General features: G+C 38.4%; 20 protein-coding genes. 4 read left to right on the top strand and 16 right to left on the bottom strand.

The genetic code is table 11. The annotated features are described in order from the left end of the window. Nucleotides 1–31 precede the first annotated feature (31 nt). A complete protein-coding gene (locus Q0162_RS04735) occupies nucleotides 32–814 on the top strand; it encodes a class I SAM-dependent methyltransferase (protein WP_088594793.1) in 783 nt (260 codons plus the stop codon). Between the two features lie 91 nt (nucleotides 815–905). Here the strand turns inward: Q0162_RS04735 and Q0162_RS04730 are convergent, their stop codons facing one another. After that, the gene (locus Q0162_RS04730) at nucleotides 906–1550 is read right to left on the bottom strand and encodes a hypothetical protein (protein WP_297889864.1); all 645 of its coding nucleotides are present in this window, start codon (nucleotides 1548–1550) and stop codon (nucleotides 906–908) included. Nucleotides 1551–1649: 99 nt separating this feature from the next. On the opposite strand from Q0162_RS04730, the gene Q0162_RS04725 reads away from it, so the two are divergent. Beyond that, nucleotides 1650–2831: a C1 family peptidase gene (locus Q0162_RS04725; protein ID WP_297889862.1), complete on the top strand. Its 1182-nt coding sequence runs from the start codon at nucleotides 1650–1652 to the stop codon at nucleotides 2829–2831. 110 nt (nucleotides 2832–2941) lie between these two features. Here the strand turns inward: Q0162_RS04725 and Q0162_RS04720 are convergent, their stop codons facing one another. The 3 genes from Q0162_RS04720 to Q0162_RS04710 all read right to left on the bottom strand — a co-directional run bounded on the left by Q0162_RS04720 (nucleotide 2942) and on the right by Q0162_RS04710 (nucleotide 5910). Continuing rightward, nucleotides 2942–3319, bottom strand: a complete 378-nt coding sequence (locus Q0162_RS04720; RefSeq protein WP_009413305.1) for a RidA family protein — start codon at nucleotides 3317–3319, stop codon at nucleotides 2942–2944. Nucleotides 3320–3326: 7 nt separating this feature from the next. Next, nucleotides 3327–5039 (bottom strand): M23 family metallopeptidase, encoded by a 1713-nt coding sequence (locus Q0162_RS04715; RefSeq protein WP_297889860.1) that lies wholly within the window; start codon nucleotides 5037–5039, stop codon nucleotides 3327–3329. A gap of 163 nt (nucleotides 5040–5202) precedes the next feature. Then, nucleotides 5203–5910 (bottom strand): metal-dependent hydrolase, encoded by a 708-nt coding sequence (locus tag Q0162_RS04710; protein ID WP_297889858.1) that lies wholly within the window; start codon nucleotides 5908–5910, stop codon nucleotides 5203–5205. A gap of 139 nt (nucleotides 5911–6049) precedes the next feature. Between Q0162_RS04710 and def the strand changes: the two genes are divergently transcribed. Both def and Q0162_RS04700 read left to right on the top strand, forming a co-directional pair. Beyond that, nucleotides 6050–6631, top strand: a complete 582-nt coding sequence (gene def, locus Q0162_RS04705) for a peptide deformylase (protein WP_297889856.1) — start codon at nucleotides 6050–6052, stop codon at nucleotides 6629–6631. A 24-nt stretch (nucleotides 6632–6655) separates the two neighbouring features. Beyond that, complete coding sequence (locus Q0162_RS04700) at nucleotides 6656–7063, top strand: DUF5606 domain-containing protein (RefSeq protein ID WP_297889853.1); 408 nt, start codon at nucleotides 6656–6658, stop codon at nucleotides 7061–7063. Between the two features lie 73 nt (nucleotides 7064–7136). On the opposite strand, the gene rpmF is transcribed toward Q0162_RS04700, so the two are convergent. The 12 genes from rpmF to atpE form a co-directional block, all read right to left on the bottom strand. Beyond that, on the bottom strand, nucleotides 7137–7331 hold the full coding sequence (gene rpmF, locus Q0162_RS04695; protein ID WP_002681079.1) for a 50S ribosomal protein L32: 195 nt from the start codon (nucleotides 7329–7331) through the stop codon (nucleotides 7137–7139). Nucleotides 7332–7341: 10 nt separating this feature from the next. Further along, complete coding sequence (locus Q0162_RS04690) at nucleotides 7342–7875, bottom strand: DUF177 domain-containing protein (protein ID WP_297889851.1); 534 nt, start codon at nucleotides 7873–7875, stop codon at nucleotides 7342–7344. Between the two features lie 90 nt (nucleotides 7876–7965). Continuing rightward, on the bottom strand, nucleotides 7966–8715 hold the full coding sequence (locus Q0162_RS04685; protein ID WP_297889850.1) for a response regulator transcription factor: 750 nt from the start codon (nucleotides 8713–8715) through the stop codon (nucleotides 7966–7968). Between the two features lie 51 nt (nucleotides 8716–8766). Next, nucleotides 8767–10308 (bottom strand): HAMP domain-containing sensor histidine kinase, encoded by a 1542-nt coding sequence (locus Q0162_RS04680; RefSeq protein ID WP_297889848.1) that lies wholly within the window; start codon nucleotides 10306–10308, stop codon nucleotides 8767–8769. A 186-nt stretch (nucleotides 10309–10494) separates the two neighbouring features. Then, nucleotides 10495–11520 (bottom strand): Holliday junction branch migration DNA helicase RuvB, encoded by a 1026-nt coding sequence (gene ruvB / locus Q0162_RS04675; RefSeq protein ID WP_297889846.1) that lies wholly within the window; start codon nucleotides 11518–11520, stop codon nucleotides 10495–10497. A gap of 24 nt (nucleotides 11521–11544) precedes the next feature. Next, nucleotides 11545–12783 carry a pseudouridine synthase gene (locus tag Q0162_RS04670; RefSeq protein WP_297889844.1) on the bottom strand — a complete coding sequence of 413 codons (1239 nt, stop codon included), beginning with the start codon at nucleotides 12781–12783 and terminating at the stop codon, nucleotides 11545–11547. 41 nt (nucleotides 12784–12824) lie between these two features. Continuing rightward, entirely contained in the window at nucleotides 12825–13688 is an 864-nt protein-coding gene (gene atpG / locus Q0162_RS04665; RefSeq protein WP_297889843.1) for an ATP synthase F1 subunit gamma, read from the bottom strand. 66 nt (nucleotides 13689–13754) lie between these two features. Continuing rightward, the gene (locus Q0162_RS04660; RefSeq protein WP_297889841.1) at nucleotides 13755–14432 is read right to left on the bottom strand and encodes a DUF2625 domain-containing protein; all 678 of its coding nucleotides are present in this window, start codon (nucleotides 14430–14432) and stop codon (nucleotides 13755–13757) included. 4 nt (nucleotides 14433–14436) lie between these two features. Continuing rightward, on the bottom strand, nucleotides 14437–16017 hold the full coding sequence (gene atpA, locus Q0162_RS04655) for a F0F1 ATP synthase subunit alpha (protein ID WP_095897937.1): 1581 nt from the start codon (nucleotides 16015–16017) through the stop codon (nucleotides 14437–14439). A gap of 81 nt (nucleotides 16018–16098) precedes the next feature. Further along, on the bottom strand, nucleotides 16099–16647 hold the full coding sequence (gene atpH, locus Q0162_RS04650; protein ID WP_297889838.1) for an ATP synthase F1 subunit delta: 549 nt from the start codon (nucleotides 16645–16647) through the stop codon (nucleotides 16099–16101). Nucleotides 16648–16654: 7 nt separating this feature from the next. Further along, nucleotides 16655–17146, bottom strand: coding sequence for a F0F1 ATP synthase subunit B (locus tag Q0162_RS04645; RefSeq protein WP_278637600.1), 492 nt, complete (start codon nucleotides 17144–17146; stop codon nucleotides 16655–16657). A gap of 85 nt (nucleotides 17147–17231) precedes the next feature. Beyond that, nucleotides 17232–17429 carry an ATP synthase F0 subunit C gene (gene atpE, locus Q0162_RS04640; RefSeq protein WP_002681043.1) on the bottom strand — a complete coding sequence of 66 codons (198 nt, stop codon included), beginning with the start codon at nucleotides 17427–17429 and terminating at the stop codon, nucleotides 17232–17234. Between the last annotated feature and the right edge of the window lie 38 nt (nucleotides 17430–17467).

Genomic DNA, 17467 nt, shown 5'->3' with positions numbered 1-17467 from the left:
TGTCTCCTAAATTATAAAAACCATTGAAACGATGAAGACAGAAACATCATTAAATGAAAAACAAGGGCACTGGATTCTCGCCAAACTCGGCAAGAAAGTGTTGCGCCCAGGAGGAAGAGTACTCAGCGAATGGTTAGTAAAAAACTTAGAGATTACCTCCAAAGATGATATTGTAGAGTTTGCCCCAGGCTTAGGATTTACGGCTAATATAGCCTGTTCTTACAAGCCTTTCAGCTATACGGGAGTAGATATGAATGAGGCAGCTGCTGCTTTGGCTAAAAAGAATATTCACTATGAAAATGCACGTGTGATTGTAGCTGATGCCGCTGCTTCTACACTTCCCGATGCTTTTGCTAATAAAGTGTATGGAGAGGCGATGCTCACTATGCAACCTCTTGAACACAAAAAAGCTATTATAGCAGAGGCTTTTAGGATACTCAAACCAGGAGGTTATTACGCTATTCACGAATTAGGCTTACAGCCAGACAATGTGAGCGACGAGGTGAAAAACGATGTTTTTAAAGAACTAAGTGCCAATATACGTGTGCACGCACGCCCTATGACCCCCAGTGAGTGGAAAGCTCTTTTTGAAGAGCAAGGTTTTAAGGTGGTGAAAGAACAGCACAACGCAATGCTCTTACTTGAAAACAAGCGTGTATGGCAAGATGAAGGGATATTCCGCACGCTTAAATTCTTCTTCAATCTCTTTACCCACCCCGATTTGCGCAAACGCGTGATGAATATGAAGAAAACGTTTAGAAAACACCAAAAGAACTTAGATGCTATAGCTCTTGTTGTTCAAAAACCCCTTTAAACGATTTCACAAAAAAGCTCATATCTTTATAGGAAATTTCCTATAAAAATATGAGCTAAAAAAAGTAACAAATAAAAATAATTCTTCTCTTTTATTGGTCTTTTACAATTACGAGTTGTGCTTTTGAGCCTGTTGCTAAATCCCAACGGTTGCGTATAATGGTATTGCCTTTGTCGTCCAGCACCATAAACTCGGCTGTATTAGGACCCGATTCGCCTTGGTTGAGTGCTAAAAACTCTACTTTGTTGAAGCCAGGTTTTAACTCTACTTTAAAACCTCTGAATTCTCCAAGGAGAAAAATGTCGCGAACTTCTTCTACTCCATTCACATATAAACTCACTCGATCGCCATCAATAGCAGCGAAGTCGCGACAATATACATTTACAAACTTTCCATTATTAGTGAAGTCACCAAAAAATTGGTCGCCTTTAGGTGCTTCGTAATCTTCTCTCTTATGGTCGTTCAGTACCTCATAATTAGGTTTGAACTCTACTTTACGCTGTACTAAATTGCTCTTTCCTGTAAAATCAATACTTTTTTCAGGCATCTTCATCCAAGAGTTGTTTTCTTTTTTAGGAGCTACCCTCAGATTGATAGGGCTACCCTTGTACTCCAGTTCAGGTGATTTTTCTAAAGGAATGACTGCCTTCTCATCTTTTTTTCGTGTTTCAAACGGTTGAGCTTGAGCTACTAAGCCTCCTAATAAAAGTAATATGTACAAGCATAAATGTTTCATATTGTTTGGGCATTTAATTTTTTATAGCTATAACTATGCCAAATTTGCTATTTTGGCAATTGTTTCATACCTTTGCGCTTCATTATAAAGTATTTTTTTATGAAAAACATTACATTATTTGTAGCGCTATCTTCCTTTTTTATAGGAACTGCACAGGACGACCTGATCAAATCTGTAGCAGGAAATCAATCGGCTAACGCTGGTTTTCAGTTTACTACCGTTATTAACCTCGAACGCACCGACGTGAAAGACCAAGGTAGCAGTGGCACTTGCTGGAGCTATGCAGGGGCTTCGTTTATTGAAAGTGAAATGAAGCGTATGGGCAAAAAGCCTATCGACCTTGCCGAAATCTTCACTGCTCGCAATTGCTATATCGAAAAAGCTAAACAATATGTGCGTATGCACGGCAATTTAGATTACGGACAAGGAGGGGAACTCCACGATGTAATCAATATGTACGCCAAATATGGTGCTGTGCCTCAAAATGTTTATACAGGCTTGAACTACGGTACTACCCGTAATGATTTTGGTGAACTACACGCTATCTTAAAAGGATTCCTTGAAGGAATGATAAAGAATGGAGAGAAAAAGAATAAACTCACTCCTAATTGGTTACCTGCTTTCACAGCGACCATCGATGCCTATTTAGGTGCAGTGCCGGAAAGTTTTACGTATGAAGGCAAAAAATATACCCCTCAGAGCTTTGCTAAAGAGCGTGTAGGCATCAATCCTGCTGACTATATAGAAATGGTATCGTATGCCGACCAACCTAAATACCAAAACGTATTTATGGCAGTTCCCGATAACTGGAGTTTTGATCACGCTTACAACATTGCAATGACTGACCTCACAAAAACCATTGACAACGCTCTTAAAAAAGGTTATACGGTAGCGTGGGCAGCCGATGTGAGTGAGCGTTATTTCAGTTGGAAAAACGGAGTGGCTTTTGTGCCAGAAAAAGAAGTGACTGAAATGAGTAATGATGAAATATTGCATCTTTTTTCTAATCCACCTACTGCCGAAAGAACTATCACCCCCGAGATGCGTCAGCGTGATTTTGATAACTATCAAACCACCGATGACCACGCAATGCACATCGTAGGGCTTGCCAAAGACCAAAACGGACGTGAGTACTACATTGTGAAAAACTCTTGGGGCTTGCGCAACGACTATGAAGGCTACTTGTACGTAACTAAAGCCTTTGTAGAGTTTAAAACTACTGCTATTATGCTTCACAAAGGCGGAGTGCCTAATGATGTACTCAAAGGGTGGAAAAAATAATATTAGTAATACGAAATTGCTAATTTTCTTTCATAGGAAATAAATACAAAACTAATCCCCGCAAGATTTAGTATAAGTCTTGCGGGGATTTTTTTCTCTACACGGTATTACTACAATACAGCAATACAAGAAATTTCTACTTCTACGGCTTTAGGCAATTGTGCTACTTGCACAGTTTCGCGTGCGGGTGCTGTTGCCTCGTTGAAATAACGTGCATATACGCCATTTACTTGTGCAAATTGCCCCATATCGGCTAAGAAAATAGTGGTTTTTACTACATTCTCAAAAGTAGCTCCTGCCTCGGTGAGAATGGCTTTGAGGTTTTCCATTACTTGCTCGGTAGCAGCTTCTATGCCTTTTACTACTTCACCTGTTGCAGGATTTACAGGAATTTGTCCTGATACGTAGAGCGTGTTGCCAGCTTTTACCGCTTGTGTGTAAGGGCCTATTGGCGCTGGCGCTTTTTCTGTAAAAATGATATGTTTCATATAGTTATTAATTATTAGTCGTTAGTTTGGTAAAGTTAGCTTTTAGAGTTCCTACGTTGCCTACTCTGTCTTTGGCATTTACGATGAGCTCGTATTTATCAGTTTTAGTAGTATCAATATCACTAAAATGGAAAGTAAGGCATTTGTTTTTGGGTTCGTATTCAAAAAGTATCCACTCACCATTGAGGGTCGCTGAACAAGAGGAAAAACCACTGAAATTATCGCTTACTAAAATTTTGAGAGTATCGGCTTTTACGATACCACCATTTTTGAAATTCACCGCTTTGAGAGTAGGGGCAGTTACATCTTTGCGCAAGGTGAAAGTACCAAAGTTGCGCACACGGGCTGTAAATACACCATCTTTATAAATTGTAGGCTCATAACTACCGCCACGCGAAAGGAACATTTTGCTGGCTTCTTCGGGGGTATAACTATCGTCTTTAATAGTTACAGTAAAGTATTTCTGAGCAGGAATGCGGTAATCACCTACGGTAATAGAATCTTTTTTGCTGGTGATGAGCATTTGCACATCCTCATAAAGAGTATTTTCAGGTAAATAAACACTACCGTGATCTAATTCATAGTAGTTATCGCGAGTGGCTACCACCTGTTTGTTGCCCTTAGGTTCAGGGCGTGGAGTTTTTAGTATTTCGCGTTTGCCTTCTATAGGAATATTGATAGTAGTGGCATTCCCTTTGAAATCTTCGGCTATAATAGTAACAGTGTATTGTTTGCCTTCTTCTATAGTAAGATAGCCAAAATTGCTTTTGGTAGGAGGGGTAGGGTAGACGTCCAAACGGTTGTTAGGCAGTTTGTAAAGACGTTGTACCATACCTCTTTTTTGAGTATACATTTCATAATCTATTAAGGCGTTGAGGTAGCGAGTGTCGTTGAAATTTACCTTGTCTAAAACAGTTTGGAACTGCACCTCTCCATTGAGCAGAAGGGTTACTTTGTAGATGCCATTTCGGTGCATTGTCTCATTTTGTCGGTCGAAGCCTTGAATACCAAATCCAATAGTTCCAATAGCACTGATATTATCGGCGAGATAAGTGCGGTCGGCTTGTAAAGTTTTGTTAATTTGTCGGGGGAGTTGAGTGTTTTCTATTTGAGCATCTTTGCCGAGTGAATAACCATAGAGGTTTATAATTTCGGGAGGAGTAGTATCTTCAATGAGGTCTTTGAAACCGAAGAGCATAGGGTTCCAGCCGTTATCACTAGTGTCGCGCACCTCAAAGTGCAAGTGAGGACCTTGGCTACCCCCCGTGTTACCGCTGAGGGCTACCCATTGGCCTTGCGCTACGGGAAATTGTTTTTCATTGAGGATAATATCGATGTCGTAAGTTTGTTGTGCGTATTGTTTTTGTTTTACAAAAGCCTCTATTTCGGGAGCGTATTTTTGCAAGTGTCCATAAGTAGTTACATAGCCACTAGGATGCGTGATATATAGCATTTTACCATAGCCATACGGACTCACTTTGATACGAGAAATGTAGCCTTTATCGGCAGCTAATACTTGCAATCCTTCGCGACTTTCAGTTTTTAAGTCAATCCCGCCGTGGAAGTGATTAGGGCGCAATTCGGCAAAAGTGCCTGCGAGTAGAGGTTTCGTATTGAGAGGAACTATGGGTTTGAATTCTTGACCTTTTGAGGTAAGAGGGAAAAGATAAGTGATAAGAGATAAGAGAATAGTTAAGTGATAAGTGATAAGTTTTTTCATTCTTTGTTAATAAAAGTTTTGCATATAAAACGGTGCAAAAGTAAGAATAATTTGTCAATTAGCCAATTTGTTAATTAGCCAATTTGTATAATGTACAAAAAAAACTTTGTTGAAGTTTCTAAACTTCAACAAAGTTTAAAGCCTATTGTCTAATACCTAATACTTACAAGGTACTAATATTTAAATCCTTTAAATCTAAAGTAACTCCTATTTCTAAAAGGTGAAGGCGGCGATGGTCGTCTTTGAATTTGCGTTTAGCAGCTTCTTTATCAATTTTGATTACAGGAAAGGTATCGTAATGTACACCCAGCACGTTGTTTACCTCTACAAAACGAGCAGCTGTAAGGGCATCGCGCACTCCCATAGTATAGTTGTTGCCGATAGGGAAAATAGCTAAATTCACTTTGTATTGGTGAGGGATAATTTTCATATCGTAATGCAAGGCGGTATCTCCTGAAATGTAGATAGTATCATCATTACAATCAATCAAGAAACCTGCAGGATTACCCCCATAAGAGCCATCGGGGAAAGATGAAGAGTGTTCAGCTTTAATCATCTTGATTTTTACTTTGCCATCTACGAATCGGTGAGAGCCTCCAAGGTTCATAGCGTGACCACTGAGTCCTAAATTTTCGTAATGAGCGAGAATTTCGGGATTGGTAATTAGCTGAGCACCTGTGCGTTTAGCAATAGCTTCTACATCGGCAATATGGTCACCGTGGGCGTGAGTGATGAGGATGTAATCTGCTTTGATAGAGTTTATATCAATGTGTGAAGCCAAAGGGTTAGGGCTAATGAAAGGATCTACAAGAAAGTAAGTCCCATCAATGTCTATATTCACGCAAGCGTGACCTAAATAAGTTACTTTCATAATAAATTTTTTATAGGTTATCAACAAGGCAAAGGTAGTGATTTATTTTTTAAAGTGCAAAATAATTTAATAATTGGCAAATTGGCTAATTAGCAAATTATTCTTATCTTTGCCGCCGCAAAATATAAAAAATATCACAATGGTTTTACCTATTATAGGATATGGCGACCCTGTGCTTAGGAAAGTAGGGGAGGATATAACTCCCGATTATCCTGAGCTTAAAGCGCTTATCGCCAATATGTACGACACTATGCATCACGCTTATGGTGTAGGCTTGGCTGCTCCCCAAATAGGGCTTGCTATACGTTTGTTTGTAGTAGATGCCTCGCCATTTGCCGAAGATGACGACTTAACAGCTGAAGAACAAGAGTTTTTAAAGAGTTTTCGAAAAACCTTTATCAATGCTAAAATCACCGAAGAAACAGGTGATAAATGGAATTTCAATGAGGGGTGCCTCAGTATTCCAGGGGTGCGTGAAGATGTGAGCCGTCACAAGCAAATCACTATTGAATACCTTGATGAGGATTTTAAACCTCAAACACTCACTCTTGATGGTTTGGCAGCGCGTATTGTTCAGCACGAGTACGACCATATAGAAGGCATATTGTTTACTGATAAACTTTCGGCTTTCAAAAAACAGCTTATCAAAAGCAAGCTGAACAATATTATGAAAGGGAAGGTGAAGGTAGATTACAGAATGAAATTTTCAAATGCTAAGTAAATAATCAATATTAAAAATATAAAAATGAATTTAACGAAAATACTTGCCATATCGGGGAAACCAGGTTTGTATCATTTAGAAACGCAAACGCGTACAGGATTTTTAGCAACTTCTTTAGCTGATGATAAACGCATTTCGGTAGGGATTCGCAACAATGTGAGTTTGTTATCAGAAATAGCTATCTACACTATGGAAAAAGAAGTGCCTTTAAGTGAAGTATTTGAAAGTATGAAAACTTTAGAAGAAGGCAAAGAAGCGAGTATCTCAGCAAAATCTGATGGAGCTACTTTAGAGTCTTATTTTTCTAAAGTACTTCCTAACTACGATCGTGACCGCGTATATGCTAGTGATATTAAAAAAGTAATACAATGGTATAATCTCCTACTCAGCAAAGGATTTTTAGAAGAAACTCCAACTGAGGAAAAAGCATAAGAAAGAGGCTGTAAGAATTAATTCTTACAGCCTCTTTCTTATTTAAACTTCATTTTTGTATGAAAGCTACTGATTACTCAGCGTTTTCAGTATTGTCAATAAGTACTTGTCCACGATAGTAAAGTTTACCTTCATGCCAGTGTGCACGGTGGTACAAGTGGTTTTCGCCCGTTGTAGGGTCTTTTGCAATTTGTGGAAGTACTGCTACATCGTGAGTTCTTCTCTTATCTCTTCTTGTTTTTGATTGTCTTCGCTTAGGATGTGCCATTGCTTAATATTTATTTATCAGTTATTAATTTTTTTAAACTTTCCCATCTTGGGTCTATAGCTTGTGGAGCTATATGGTTTTCTTTTGGGGCTAATGCTTCGAGTTTGTCTAACACCTCGGAGTGCATCGAACCATTGATTACATCAGGATGTACGCGTTTTGCTGGGATTGATAGTACAATGAGTTCATAAAGATATTGAGCTATCTCTAATTGATGTTCGCCGTGAGGGAGTATTAGTAACTCTTCGTCGTCATCGTTGTATTCTTCACCGAATTTTACTACCAAGAACAATTCACCGTTTATGGGTAAATCAAAAGGTTCATTAGAAACATCACAATTCACATTCACTGTTCCTTTATTGTGAAAGAACAATTCCATAAGGTTGCTCTTTTTTTCTAAATCTACAGTGACGGTTTGTTGAGTATCGTTTATTTCATCAAAATTAAAAAGCTCTAAAAACTTCTTATCAATGTTATAAATGAACTGATGTTTTCCTTGTTTTAAGCCTGCAAAAGAAATAGTGTAATCTTTTAACTTTCTCATTTTCTACAAGTTCAGTAATTGATTGCCTATCTTTTGAGGCGCAAAGTTAAGAATTTTCAGTGAACTACCAAAAAAAAAATAAAAAAGTTCCTAAATAAAGCCGTCAGTATCTTTGTTGGCAACCAATCTAAAACCTTCTCCGTGGATGTTTAGAATCTCTACTTTTTCATCTTTTTTGAGTAATTTTCTCAGTTTAGCGATATATACGTCCATACTGCGAGAGGTGAAATAGTTATCGTCTTTCCATATTTTAGATAGGGCGAGTTCTCGTGACATAAAGTCATCAGTATGTAGAGCGAGGAGTCGTAGGAGTTCATTCTCTTTAGGGGAGAGTTTGATAGGATCTTCGTCTTTATATTTAAGGATACGCAATTTAGTATTGAGGAAGAAATTACCTATTTCAAACTCAAACTTATTGTTGTCTACCATTGTTTCGATGTTTTTACGTTGTAACATCGAGCGTATTTTCATTAAGAGAATTTCTGAATCAAAAGGTTTGTTGAGGTAGTCGTCTCCACCAGATTTATATCCTTTGATTACATCTTCGCGCATGGTGCGAGCAGTAAGGAAAATGATAGGGATTTTTTCGTTTTTCTCACGGATTTCTCTTGCAAGAGTAAAGCCATCTTTATAAGGCATCATTACATCGAGGATGCACATATCAAAGATTTCTTTTTTGAATAATTCAAAGCCTTCCATACCATTTTTGGCTAAGGTAACGTCAAAACCACTCATTACTAAGTAGTCTTTGAGTACAGTACCGAAGTTCGGGTCGTCTTCAACTAAGAGGATACGTTTATCCTCGGAGGACGGTTTGGCAGGGTAATAGTTTCCGTTCATATTAATTTTTTTATTTGTTTTTTAGTTATTTTAAGTTGATTTGTATAGTATTTATATGATGGGTAGCTTAATGAAGAAAGTAGATCCTTTGCCTTTTTCACTTTCTACATAAATAGTTCCTTGATGGTAATCTATAATGCTTTTGACATAAGCAAGACCTAAGCCATGTCCTTTTACATTATGTAAATCGCCAGTGTGTTCTCTATAGAATTTATCAAAGATATGTTTGGCAGCTTGTTTACTCATGCCTTGTCCGTTATCTTTAATTCGGATAAGGATTCTGTTTTTAATATTTTCTGTATAAATTTCTATTATAGGGGCTTCTGGTGAATATTTGATAGCGTTTTCTATTACATTTACAAACATGTTGGTGAGATGTGAGTCGTTGGCAGATATATCGCTGTTACTTGCTAAAAAGTGAGTGTGTATTACTCCGCTACGTTCGTTGAGCATCACTTGTACGTGACTGATGGCATTTGTGATAAGGTCGTGCACGTCTAAGGGGTCTCTTTCTAATTGTAGGTTTCCTTTTTCAAGGCGTGATATTTGCAAAATGTTTTCTACTTGAGAGAGCATTCGTTTGTTTTCTTGTTTGAGTATTTTCACATAATGCATTATTTTATCGGGGTTATTTAGGGTAATAGGACTTTTGAGTGTATCGAGTACTAAGTTCATTGTAGCGATAGGGGTTTTGAACTCGTGAGTCATATTGTTGATAAAATCTGTTTTTATTTCGGAAATACGGCGTTGGGTAATCAGTTGGTTTAAAGTAATGATAAACACTGCTATAATGATGAGCATAAAAACAGTGGAAAGACTTGCTATCTCTATAATTGATGACAATACAAAACGCTCTCGTTGTGGAAATATAACAGCTAATTCATAAAAAGAATCGTCGTTGCTATTAGCTCCAAAAAGAGGGGTTCTGTATTCTTTAGTTTCATTAGGTTCAAAGTACTTAGAATGTACTTTTGAAAGTACGTTTTTATTGTATATAGCAAACTCAAAATGTAATTTGAGGTCACTTTTATCTAATTTTTTTTCAATGAGTTTTTGAATCTGAGGGAGCGATACTCGCTCGCTTATAGATTGTTGGCGAATAATACTCTTAAACGATTCTTCAATCATCAAGCGCTCTATTTCAGGCAATTCACTTAGTTTTTCATAAGCTTTTACTAAATATGAATTGGCGTCTAATTCTTCGGTGTTTAAAATACCTCCTAAATCATTATTAGATAAATAAGTAGATGTTATGGGTAGTTCATAATCTTCATCTAAAACCCCGTGATTGTAAGCAAAAGTTTCTCTATTATCTTTGTTGTTTTGTATAAAAATAAAGTCGTGCAAAAGAGGATCTCTAAGTTTGAGAGTGCTGTCATTTTCTCTTAAAAAAATGATTTGAGCTACATATTTATCTACTTCATCTTGCTCAATTTTCTTTACTACATTGTTGAGAACCTGCTGAATAGAGTAAGTGAAAGCCTCTTCTTTATCATCAATTGCTATCTTAATCCAATATCCTTGAATAAAGATAATTCCAACAAGAGATAAACTTGTGAGGACTAAAGCTACTATGTATAAACGTCTATTCATCGCGCAAAGTTAATACAAAATATTAAAAAAACAATAATAAGTCTTAAAAAAACTTTTATCTTAAGGCAAAAAGTTTCGAAATTCTAAGTAAATCAAAAGGGAAAGCCATTAAAAGCTATAAAAAAAATCCTTAAAGCGTAATGTTACTTTAAGGAATTTTTTGTTAATTGTATATGATTATTTCGTTTATTCAAAAAGCGTTCCCTGTTTTGCAGGATGTACTTTTCCTAAATGTTTATAAGCTAAATCAGTTACTTCACGCCCGCGAGGGGTGCGTACAATAAAACCTTCTTGAATGAGGAAGGGTTCATACACCTCTTCAATAGTTTCAGCACTTTCGGATACGGCAGTTGCTAAAGTAGTAATCCCCACGGGGCCTCCTTTGAACTTATCAATAAGGGTTGAGAGGATTTTGTTATCCATCTCGTCTAATCCGTGTGCATCTACATTTAAGGCTTTTAGTCCGAAGCGGGTAATAGCAATGTCTATTTCACCGTTGCCTTTTATTTGTGCAAAGTCGCGAATACGGCGTAAAAGGGCATTGGCAATACGTGGGGTACCTCTACTTCTGCTAGCTAATTCTATAGCAGCTTCCATAGAAATCGGTACTTTAAGAATAGAAGCACTACGCTGAACGATATCTGCCAAAAGTTCGGTAGAATAATACTGCAATCGACTTTGAATACCAAAACGTGCGCGCATAGGAGCTGTAAGTAGCCCTGAGCGAGTGGTCGCACCTATAAGCGTAAATGGATTGAGGTTGATTTGCACAGTGCGAGCATTAGGGCCTGATTCTATCATTATGTCAATCTTGTAGTCTTCCATAGCTGAGTAAAGGTACTCTTCTACTACTGGACTCAAGCGGTGTATCTCGTCAATGAAAAGTACATCGCGTTCATGCAAATTGGTGAGTAACCCTGCTAGATCGCCAGGTTTATCAAGTACAGGACCTGAAGTAATTTTGATGCCTACGCCTAATTCGTTAGCCAAAATATGAGCGAGCGTAGTCTTTCCAAGTCCTGGAGGCCCGTGAAATAGAGTGTGATCAAGGGCTTCGTGGCGCATATTAGCAGCTTTTACGAATACTTTTAAGTTTTCTAAAACTGCTTCTTGCCCTGCAAAATCATCAAACGACAAAGGGCGCAAGGCTCTTTCTATATCGAGTTCTTGCGCCGAATAATTTTCTTTATTTGGGTCTAAGTTTTTATTCAAGCTTTTAGGATTTAGGGAATCGCATCACTTCATATTGCGAAGATTGATTACTTCTTGTTGAGTGAGACGACGCCAATGACCACGAGGTAAATCTTTTTTAGTGAGCCCAGCAAATACAACACGGTCGAGTTTTTCTACTTGGTAGCCCAAGTGTTCAAAAATACGACGTACAATGCGATTACGACCACTGTGAATTTTAATACCTATTTCATTCTTAGGTTTGTCGTTCACATAGCTGATTTCATCTACTTCAATAAGGCCATCTTCTAACTCTAATCCGTCTTGTACTTTCATAAAGTCCTTGTAGTCGAGTTTGCGGTCGAGGATTACATGGTATATTTTGCGCACACCGTGAGTGGGGTGGGTGAGTTTTTTGGTAAGTTCACCATCATTGGTGAGCAATAACAAACCTGTAGTAGCTCTGTCTAAACGACCTACAGGCAAGATACGTGCATTGGTAGCATTTGCCACCAAATCCATCACAGTTTTGCGTCCTTTTTCATCGTTGGTAGTGGTGATGAAGCCTTTGGGCTTATTGAGCAAGATGTATTCTTTCTTTTCAGAAGAAAGGAGTTTACCATCGAAACGCACTTCATCGGTAGGTTTTACACGATAACCAAGCGTAGTCATCACTTCACCATTCACAGTTACATTACCTGATGAAATATACATATCGGCATTACGGCGAGAGCATATACCAGCATCAGCAATATATTTGTTCAAACGTACTTCAGCTGGAGTAATAGTAGGATAGTCTATAGGAGCGTTGTTTTGAGGCTTGTAGGTATTGTTATAAGGTTTCTTGTTGAAAGGTTTTTTATAATTATCGTTTTGCTTATAACCTTCATTGCGGTTATAACTTTCGTTACGATTGTAGCCTTCGTTACGGTTATAGTTGTTAGGTTTACTATATCCCTCATTCTTTTTGAAATTAGGATTATATGATTTTCTGTTTTCTGAGTTATAACCATTGTTACTATTGTTGTAACGATTGCCACCGTTATTTTCATAACGATTGCCACCATTATTTTCATAACGATTACCGCTATTGTTATCATAGCGGTTGCTGTTGTCATAGCGGTTTCCGCTGTTGTTGTAACTGCGTCCTTCGTTCTGTCCGTAAGTTTTCTTTTTGAATGAACTATTGCTGTTGTTGCGATTGTTACCGCTGTTGTAAGAAGAATTGTAAGGCTTTTTCTCTGAATTCCCATTAGAGGAATAGCTATTCTTCTTGTAGTTGTTGTTAAATTTTTTGTTTTCCATATAAAATTAAATCTCTCTATTATGTATCCCAATGTATTACATTATGCTAAGGCCTCTGAACCTCCTACGATTTCTATAATCTCACTAGTAATAGTAGCCTGACGGGCTTTGTTGTAGGTGAGAATAAGTTCATTCTTAAGATCTTGAGCGTTGTCGGTAGCCTTGTGCATAGCTGTCATACGAGCACCGTGCTCAGCAGCTACTGAGTCGCGTAATGCTTTAAAAATTTCTGTTTTTAGCGAACGTGGGATGAGTTCTTCTACAATTTCTTGCTTAGAAGGCTCATAAATATAATCTGTGTTTAGTTCTTTAGCTTTTGATTTAGTAGCTATAGGTTGAATAGGCAAGAAAGTTTCTTCTGTAAGGATTTGAGTAGCTGCATTCTTAAAGCTGTTGTACACCAATACTATTTGGTCATATTTACCCGAAGTGTATAATTCCATCAGTTCTTCGGCTAAAGTTGCTGCTGTCGCAAAGGTGAGCTTATCAAAAATTTCGCTATTATGAGCTATAATATTGTCGTATTTTTTCAATACATCATTGCCTTTTTTGCCTATGGTATAGAGTTGTACTTGTTTACCTTTGTAGGTGGTTTGCTCTAACTCTAACACCTTTTTTATCACACTAGCATTGAATGCCCCACAGAGTCCTCTGTTGGAAGTGATGGGCACTAAAAGTACTTTTTTTACCTCTCCTTTGCGTGGGTTATAAACGTTCTCATCACCCAAAGCAGCGCTAAGGTGTTCTAACAACTGCTTGAGTTTATAAGCATAAGGTTTCATCGCTAGAATAGCATCTTGTGCCTTTTTCAATTTGGCTGCTGATACCATTTTCATCGCTGCTGTGATTTGCATCGTTGAACTTACTGATGAAATTCTGCTACGTATTTCTTTTAAATTTGCCATTTTATTAGGTAAGAGGTAAGAGGTAAGAGGTAAGCCCTATATACCACATTTACCACTAATCATTAACTATTTGTTATTTAATTGTGCTTGAAATTCAAGTGTGAGCGCATAGCTCTCTTCTATAGGAACTAACTTTCGGCTGCTGTTTCCAAGGTTTTTACCTTCTTTTGTCCAAAGTGGAGGAAAGAACGAAAAAACTTCATCGGCATTAGCTTGAGCCACTTCTTCTTTACAACTATTCCAATAAGAACCTTCATAGAACATTTTGAGGTCGCCAGCAAAAACCCAGTTGAGAAAATCAGAATAACTGCAATTCAAATCTTCCCACTGTAATGTGTCAGGGGCTAAATAGAATATTTTTCCTAAACTTTCTTCACTGAGACCACCTCCATTAATAGCGAAATACCCGCCAAGCACATCGTCTGCAATGAGGAGGAAACGAGGTTGTTCGCCATAATTATCGAATGATTTACCTTTGTTCCATTCCATTATACCTCTTTGCAATCTTTCGCAACCAGAACCTAAGATCCGTATCCAACCACCATCAATGAGAATACCACCTGTTTCGTAGATGATTGCGCCCATAGGAGAACGGGTAGTTATCTGTGCTCTTACCAATTCTTCCTCAGCACGTTTGATATTGCGAGGGAGTATTTCATAAGGATTGGTAGCCTGTTGCAACCATTCTTGCACTAAGTCCCAGCCAGGCTCTTCGGTATTAATGAGCTCTTTTAAGGTTTTCATTCAATTATTTTGCGTATTTTTCGCTCAAATCTTTAGCTACTTTTTCGAGAGTAGCTGTAATCTCATCAGTAAGTTTTCCTGCTTTGAGCTGGTCTAAAATATCACGATGAGATACATTCAGGAACTCTAAATATTCTTTTTCGAACTCTTTTACTTTATTTACAGGAACTTGACGCAACAAGTTCTTAGATCCTGCATAGATAATTGCAATTTGACTTTCTACAGGGTAAGGGTCGTTTTGTGGTTGTTTTAAGATTTCCACATTGCGTTTTCCTTTTTCGATAACCCCCATAGTAGCTGCATCGAGGTCAGATCCAAATTTGGCAAAAGCTTCAAGTTCACGGTATTGCGCTTGGTCTAATTTGAGCGTACCTGCTACCTTTTTCATTGATTTAATCTGAGCTGAACCGCCCACACGAGATACTGAAATACCTACGTTGATAGCAGGGCGTACCCCAGAGTTGAATAAGTCAGATTCCAAGAATATCTGTCCGTCGGTAATAGAAATTACGTTAGTAGGGATATAAGCTGATACGTCACCCGCTTGTGTTTCAATAATAGGTAAGGCAGTGAGTGATCCCCCACCTTTTACGAGTGGAGCGATACTTTCGGGTAAGTCATTCATCTGGCGTGCAATAGTATCATCACCAATTACTTTGGCAGCGCGCTCTAACAGACGAGAGTGCAAGTAGAATACGTCACCAGGGTAAGCCTCACGTCCAGGTGGGCGGCGCAATAAGAGTGATACCTCACGGTAGGCTACCGCTTGTTTAGAAAGGTCGTCATAGATGATAAGAGCTGGGCGACCTGTATCGCGGAAGTATTCGCCAATAGCAGCCCCTGCAAAAGGAGCATATACCTGCATAGGGGCAGGATCGGAGGCGTTAGCCGCTACAATAGTAGTATAAGCTAAAGCACCAGCATCTTCTAAGGTTTTAGTAATACCTGCTACAGTTGAGGCTTTTTGACCAATGGCTACATAGATACAATACACAGGATTGCCTGCATCGTAGAACTCTTTTTGGTTTAAGATCGTATCGATACACACTGTAGTTTTACCTGTTTGACGGTCGCCGATTACCAACTCACGTTGCCCACGACCGATAGGAATCATAGCATCGATTGCCTTGATACCTGTTTGTAGAGGTTCGTTTACTGGCTGACGGAAAATAACCCCAGGGGCTTTGCGTTCCAAGGGCATTTCGTATAGTTTGCCAGTAATAGGACCTTTACCATCAATAGGTTGCCCTAAGGTGTTTACCACACGACCTACGATGCCTTCGCCTACATTGATAGAGGCGATGAGCCCCGTACGTTTTACTGTATCACCTTCTTTAATATCGGTTGACGGTCCTAGGAGGGTAATCCCCACGTTGTCTTCTTCGAGGTTGAGGACAATCCCTTGTAGACCGTTGTCAAATTTCACTAATTCACCATATTGCGCATTCGATAGTCCGAAGATACGCGCAATACCATCGCCCACTTGTAGTACGGTACCAACTTCTTCGAGAGAAGCATTGGCATCGAAGTGCGCTAGTTGTTCTTTTAAAATTGCTGAAATTTCAGCGGCTTTTATTTCTGCCATTTTTTCAGGTTTTATTTCTTAGTCGTTAGTTTTTTATCGTTTTTGTTGAAAATCTCAAACTTGGAAACGTTCCTCTATTATTTACAAAAATAATTTTTCTTGAAACTCTTGTTTCAATCGGTTGAGTTTGTGTGCTACACTGGCGTTGTATTGCACATCGCCTACACGGAGGATAAAACCTCCTATGATATTCTTATCAACCTTATTTTCAAGGGTAACATTGTTGTTTTTTGTGAGTATCATCACTTTTTGAAGCATCTCTTTACGAGTAGACTCGTCAAGAGGGGTAGCTGTAGTTACTACAGCTGTTTTCTGATTTTTATAGATGTTGTACTGCACAACAAATTTTTCGGCTACTACCCCAAGTATTGGCAAACGTCCATTATGGATAAGCAACTCAAATAATCGCTGAGTTTCGGGGGTAACCATTGTAAAGATTTTGGAGAGTACATTCTTTTTTACCGTTGTTTTCACAATAGGTGAAATGAGCATACGTTCCAAATTCTTATGAGATTTTATTGTTTTGTCTATCAAGGTCATATCAGCGAATACAGCCTCCAAAGCATTTTGTTGTAAGGCGTATTCCAAGAGTGCCTTGGCATATCTGTTTGCTACTCTGAATCCGTACATAACCTATTTAGTTTAGGGTAACACTTTTTAAATAATCGTTGATGAGGGCAGTTTGTTTTTTCTCGTCGGAGAGTTCGCTCATCATCACTTTTTGCGCCATTTCGATAGAAAGTGCTGCAACTTGGTCTTTTAGTTGTGCTAAAGCCACTTTCTTCTCACTTTCAATAGCTTGTTGTGCTTGCTGAATGAGTTTTACACCTTCACGATGAGCTTCTTCTTTAGCTTCACTTACAATTTTATCTTTGATATCTCTTGCTTCTTTTAAGATAACATCTCTTTCAGCGCGTGCTTCGGCTAAAAGACGCTCGTTATCAGCTTTGAGGTTTGCCATTTGTTTTTGCGCTTCTTCGGCAGCTTCTAAAGCCTGATTGATAGAGTTTTCACGCTGTTTTACAGCTGCCATTATAGGTTTCCAAGCAAATTTTGCTAAGAGGAAAAGCAAGATGAGAAAGATAATGGTATTCCAGAATAATAAACTTTCAGGATGTGATAAATTCATTGTATTTAATTATTAGGTGTTAGGTGTCAGGTGTTAATAAAGAACCGTTGTGCAACCAACCGTTACACAACGGTTTTTTTTAGTACTATTTGAGGAAAGCTACAACAATACCGAATAGGGCTGCCCCTTCGATAAGAGCTGCTGCAATCAACATCATAGTTTGGATTTTAGAAGCGACTTCGGGTTGGCGTGCTACACCTTCTACGGCAGAAGCACCGATTTTACCAATACCGATTCCGGCTCCGATGGCTGCTAATCCAGCCCCAATTCCTGCTAAAGACATAGGAGTCATATTTATAAAAATTAATTAGTTACTTTTGT

The organism is uncultured Capnocytophaga sp., from assembly GCF_937936315.1.
Taxonomy (GTDB): domain Bacteria; phylum Bacteroidota; class Bacteroidia; order Flavobacteriales; family Flavobacteriaceae; genus Capnocytophaga.
The sequence above is the reverse complement of the archived record's forward strand: the minus strand, read 5'-3'. Positions and strand labels throughout refer to the sequence as shown.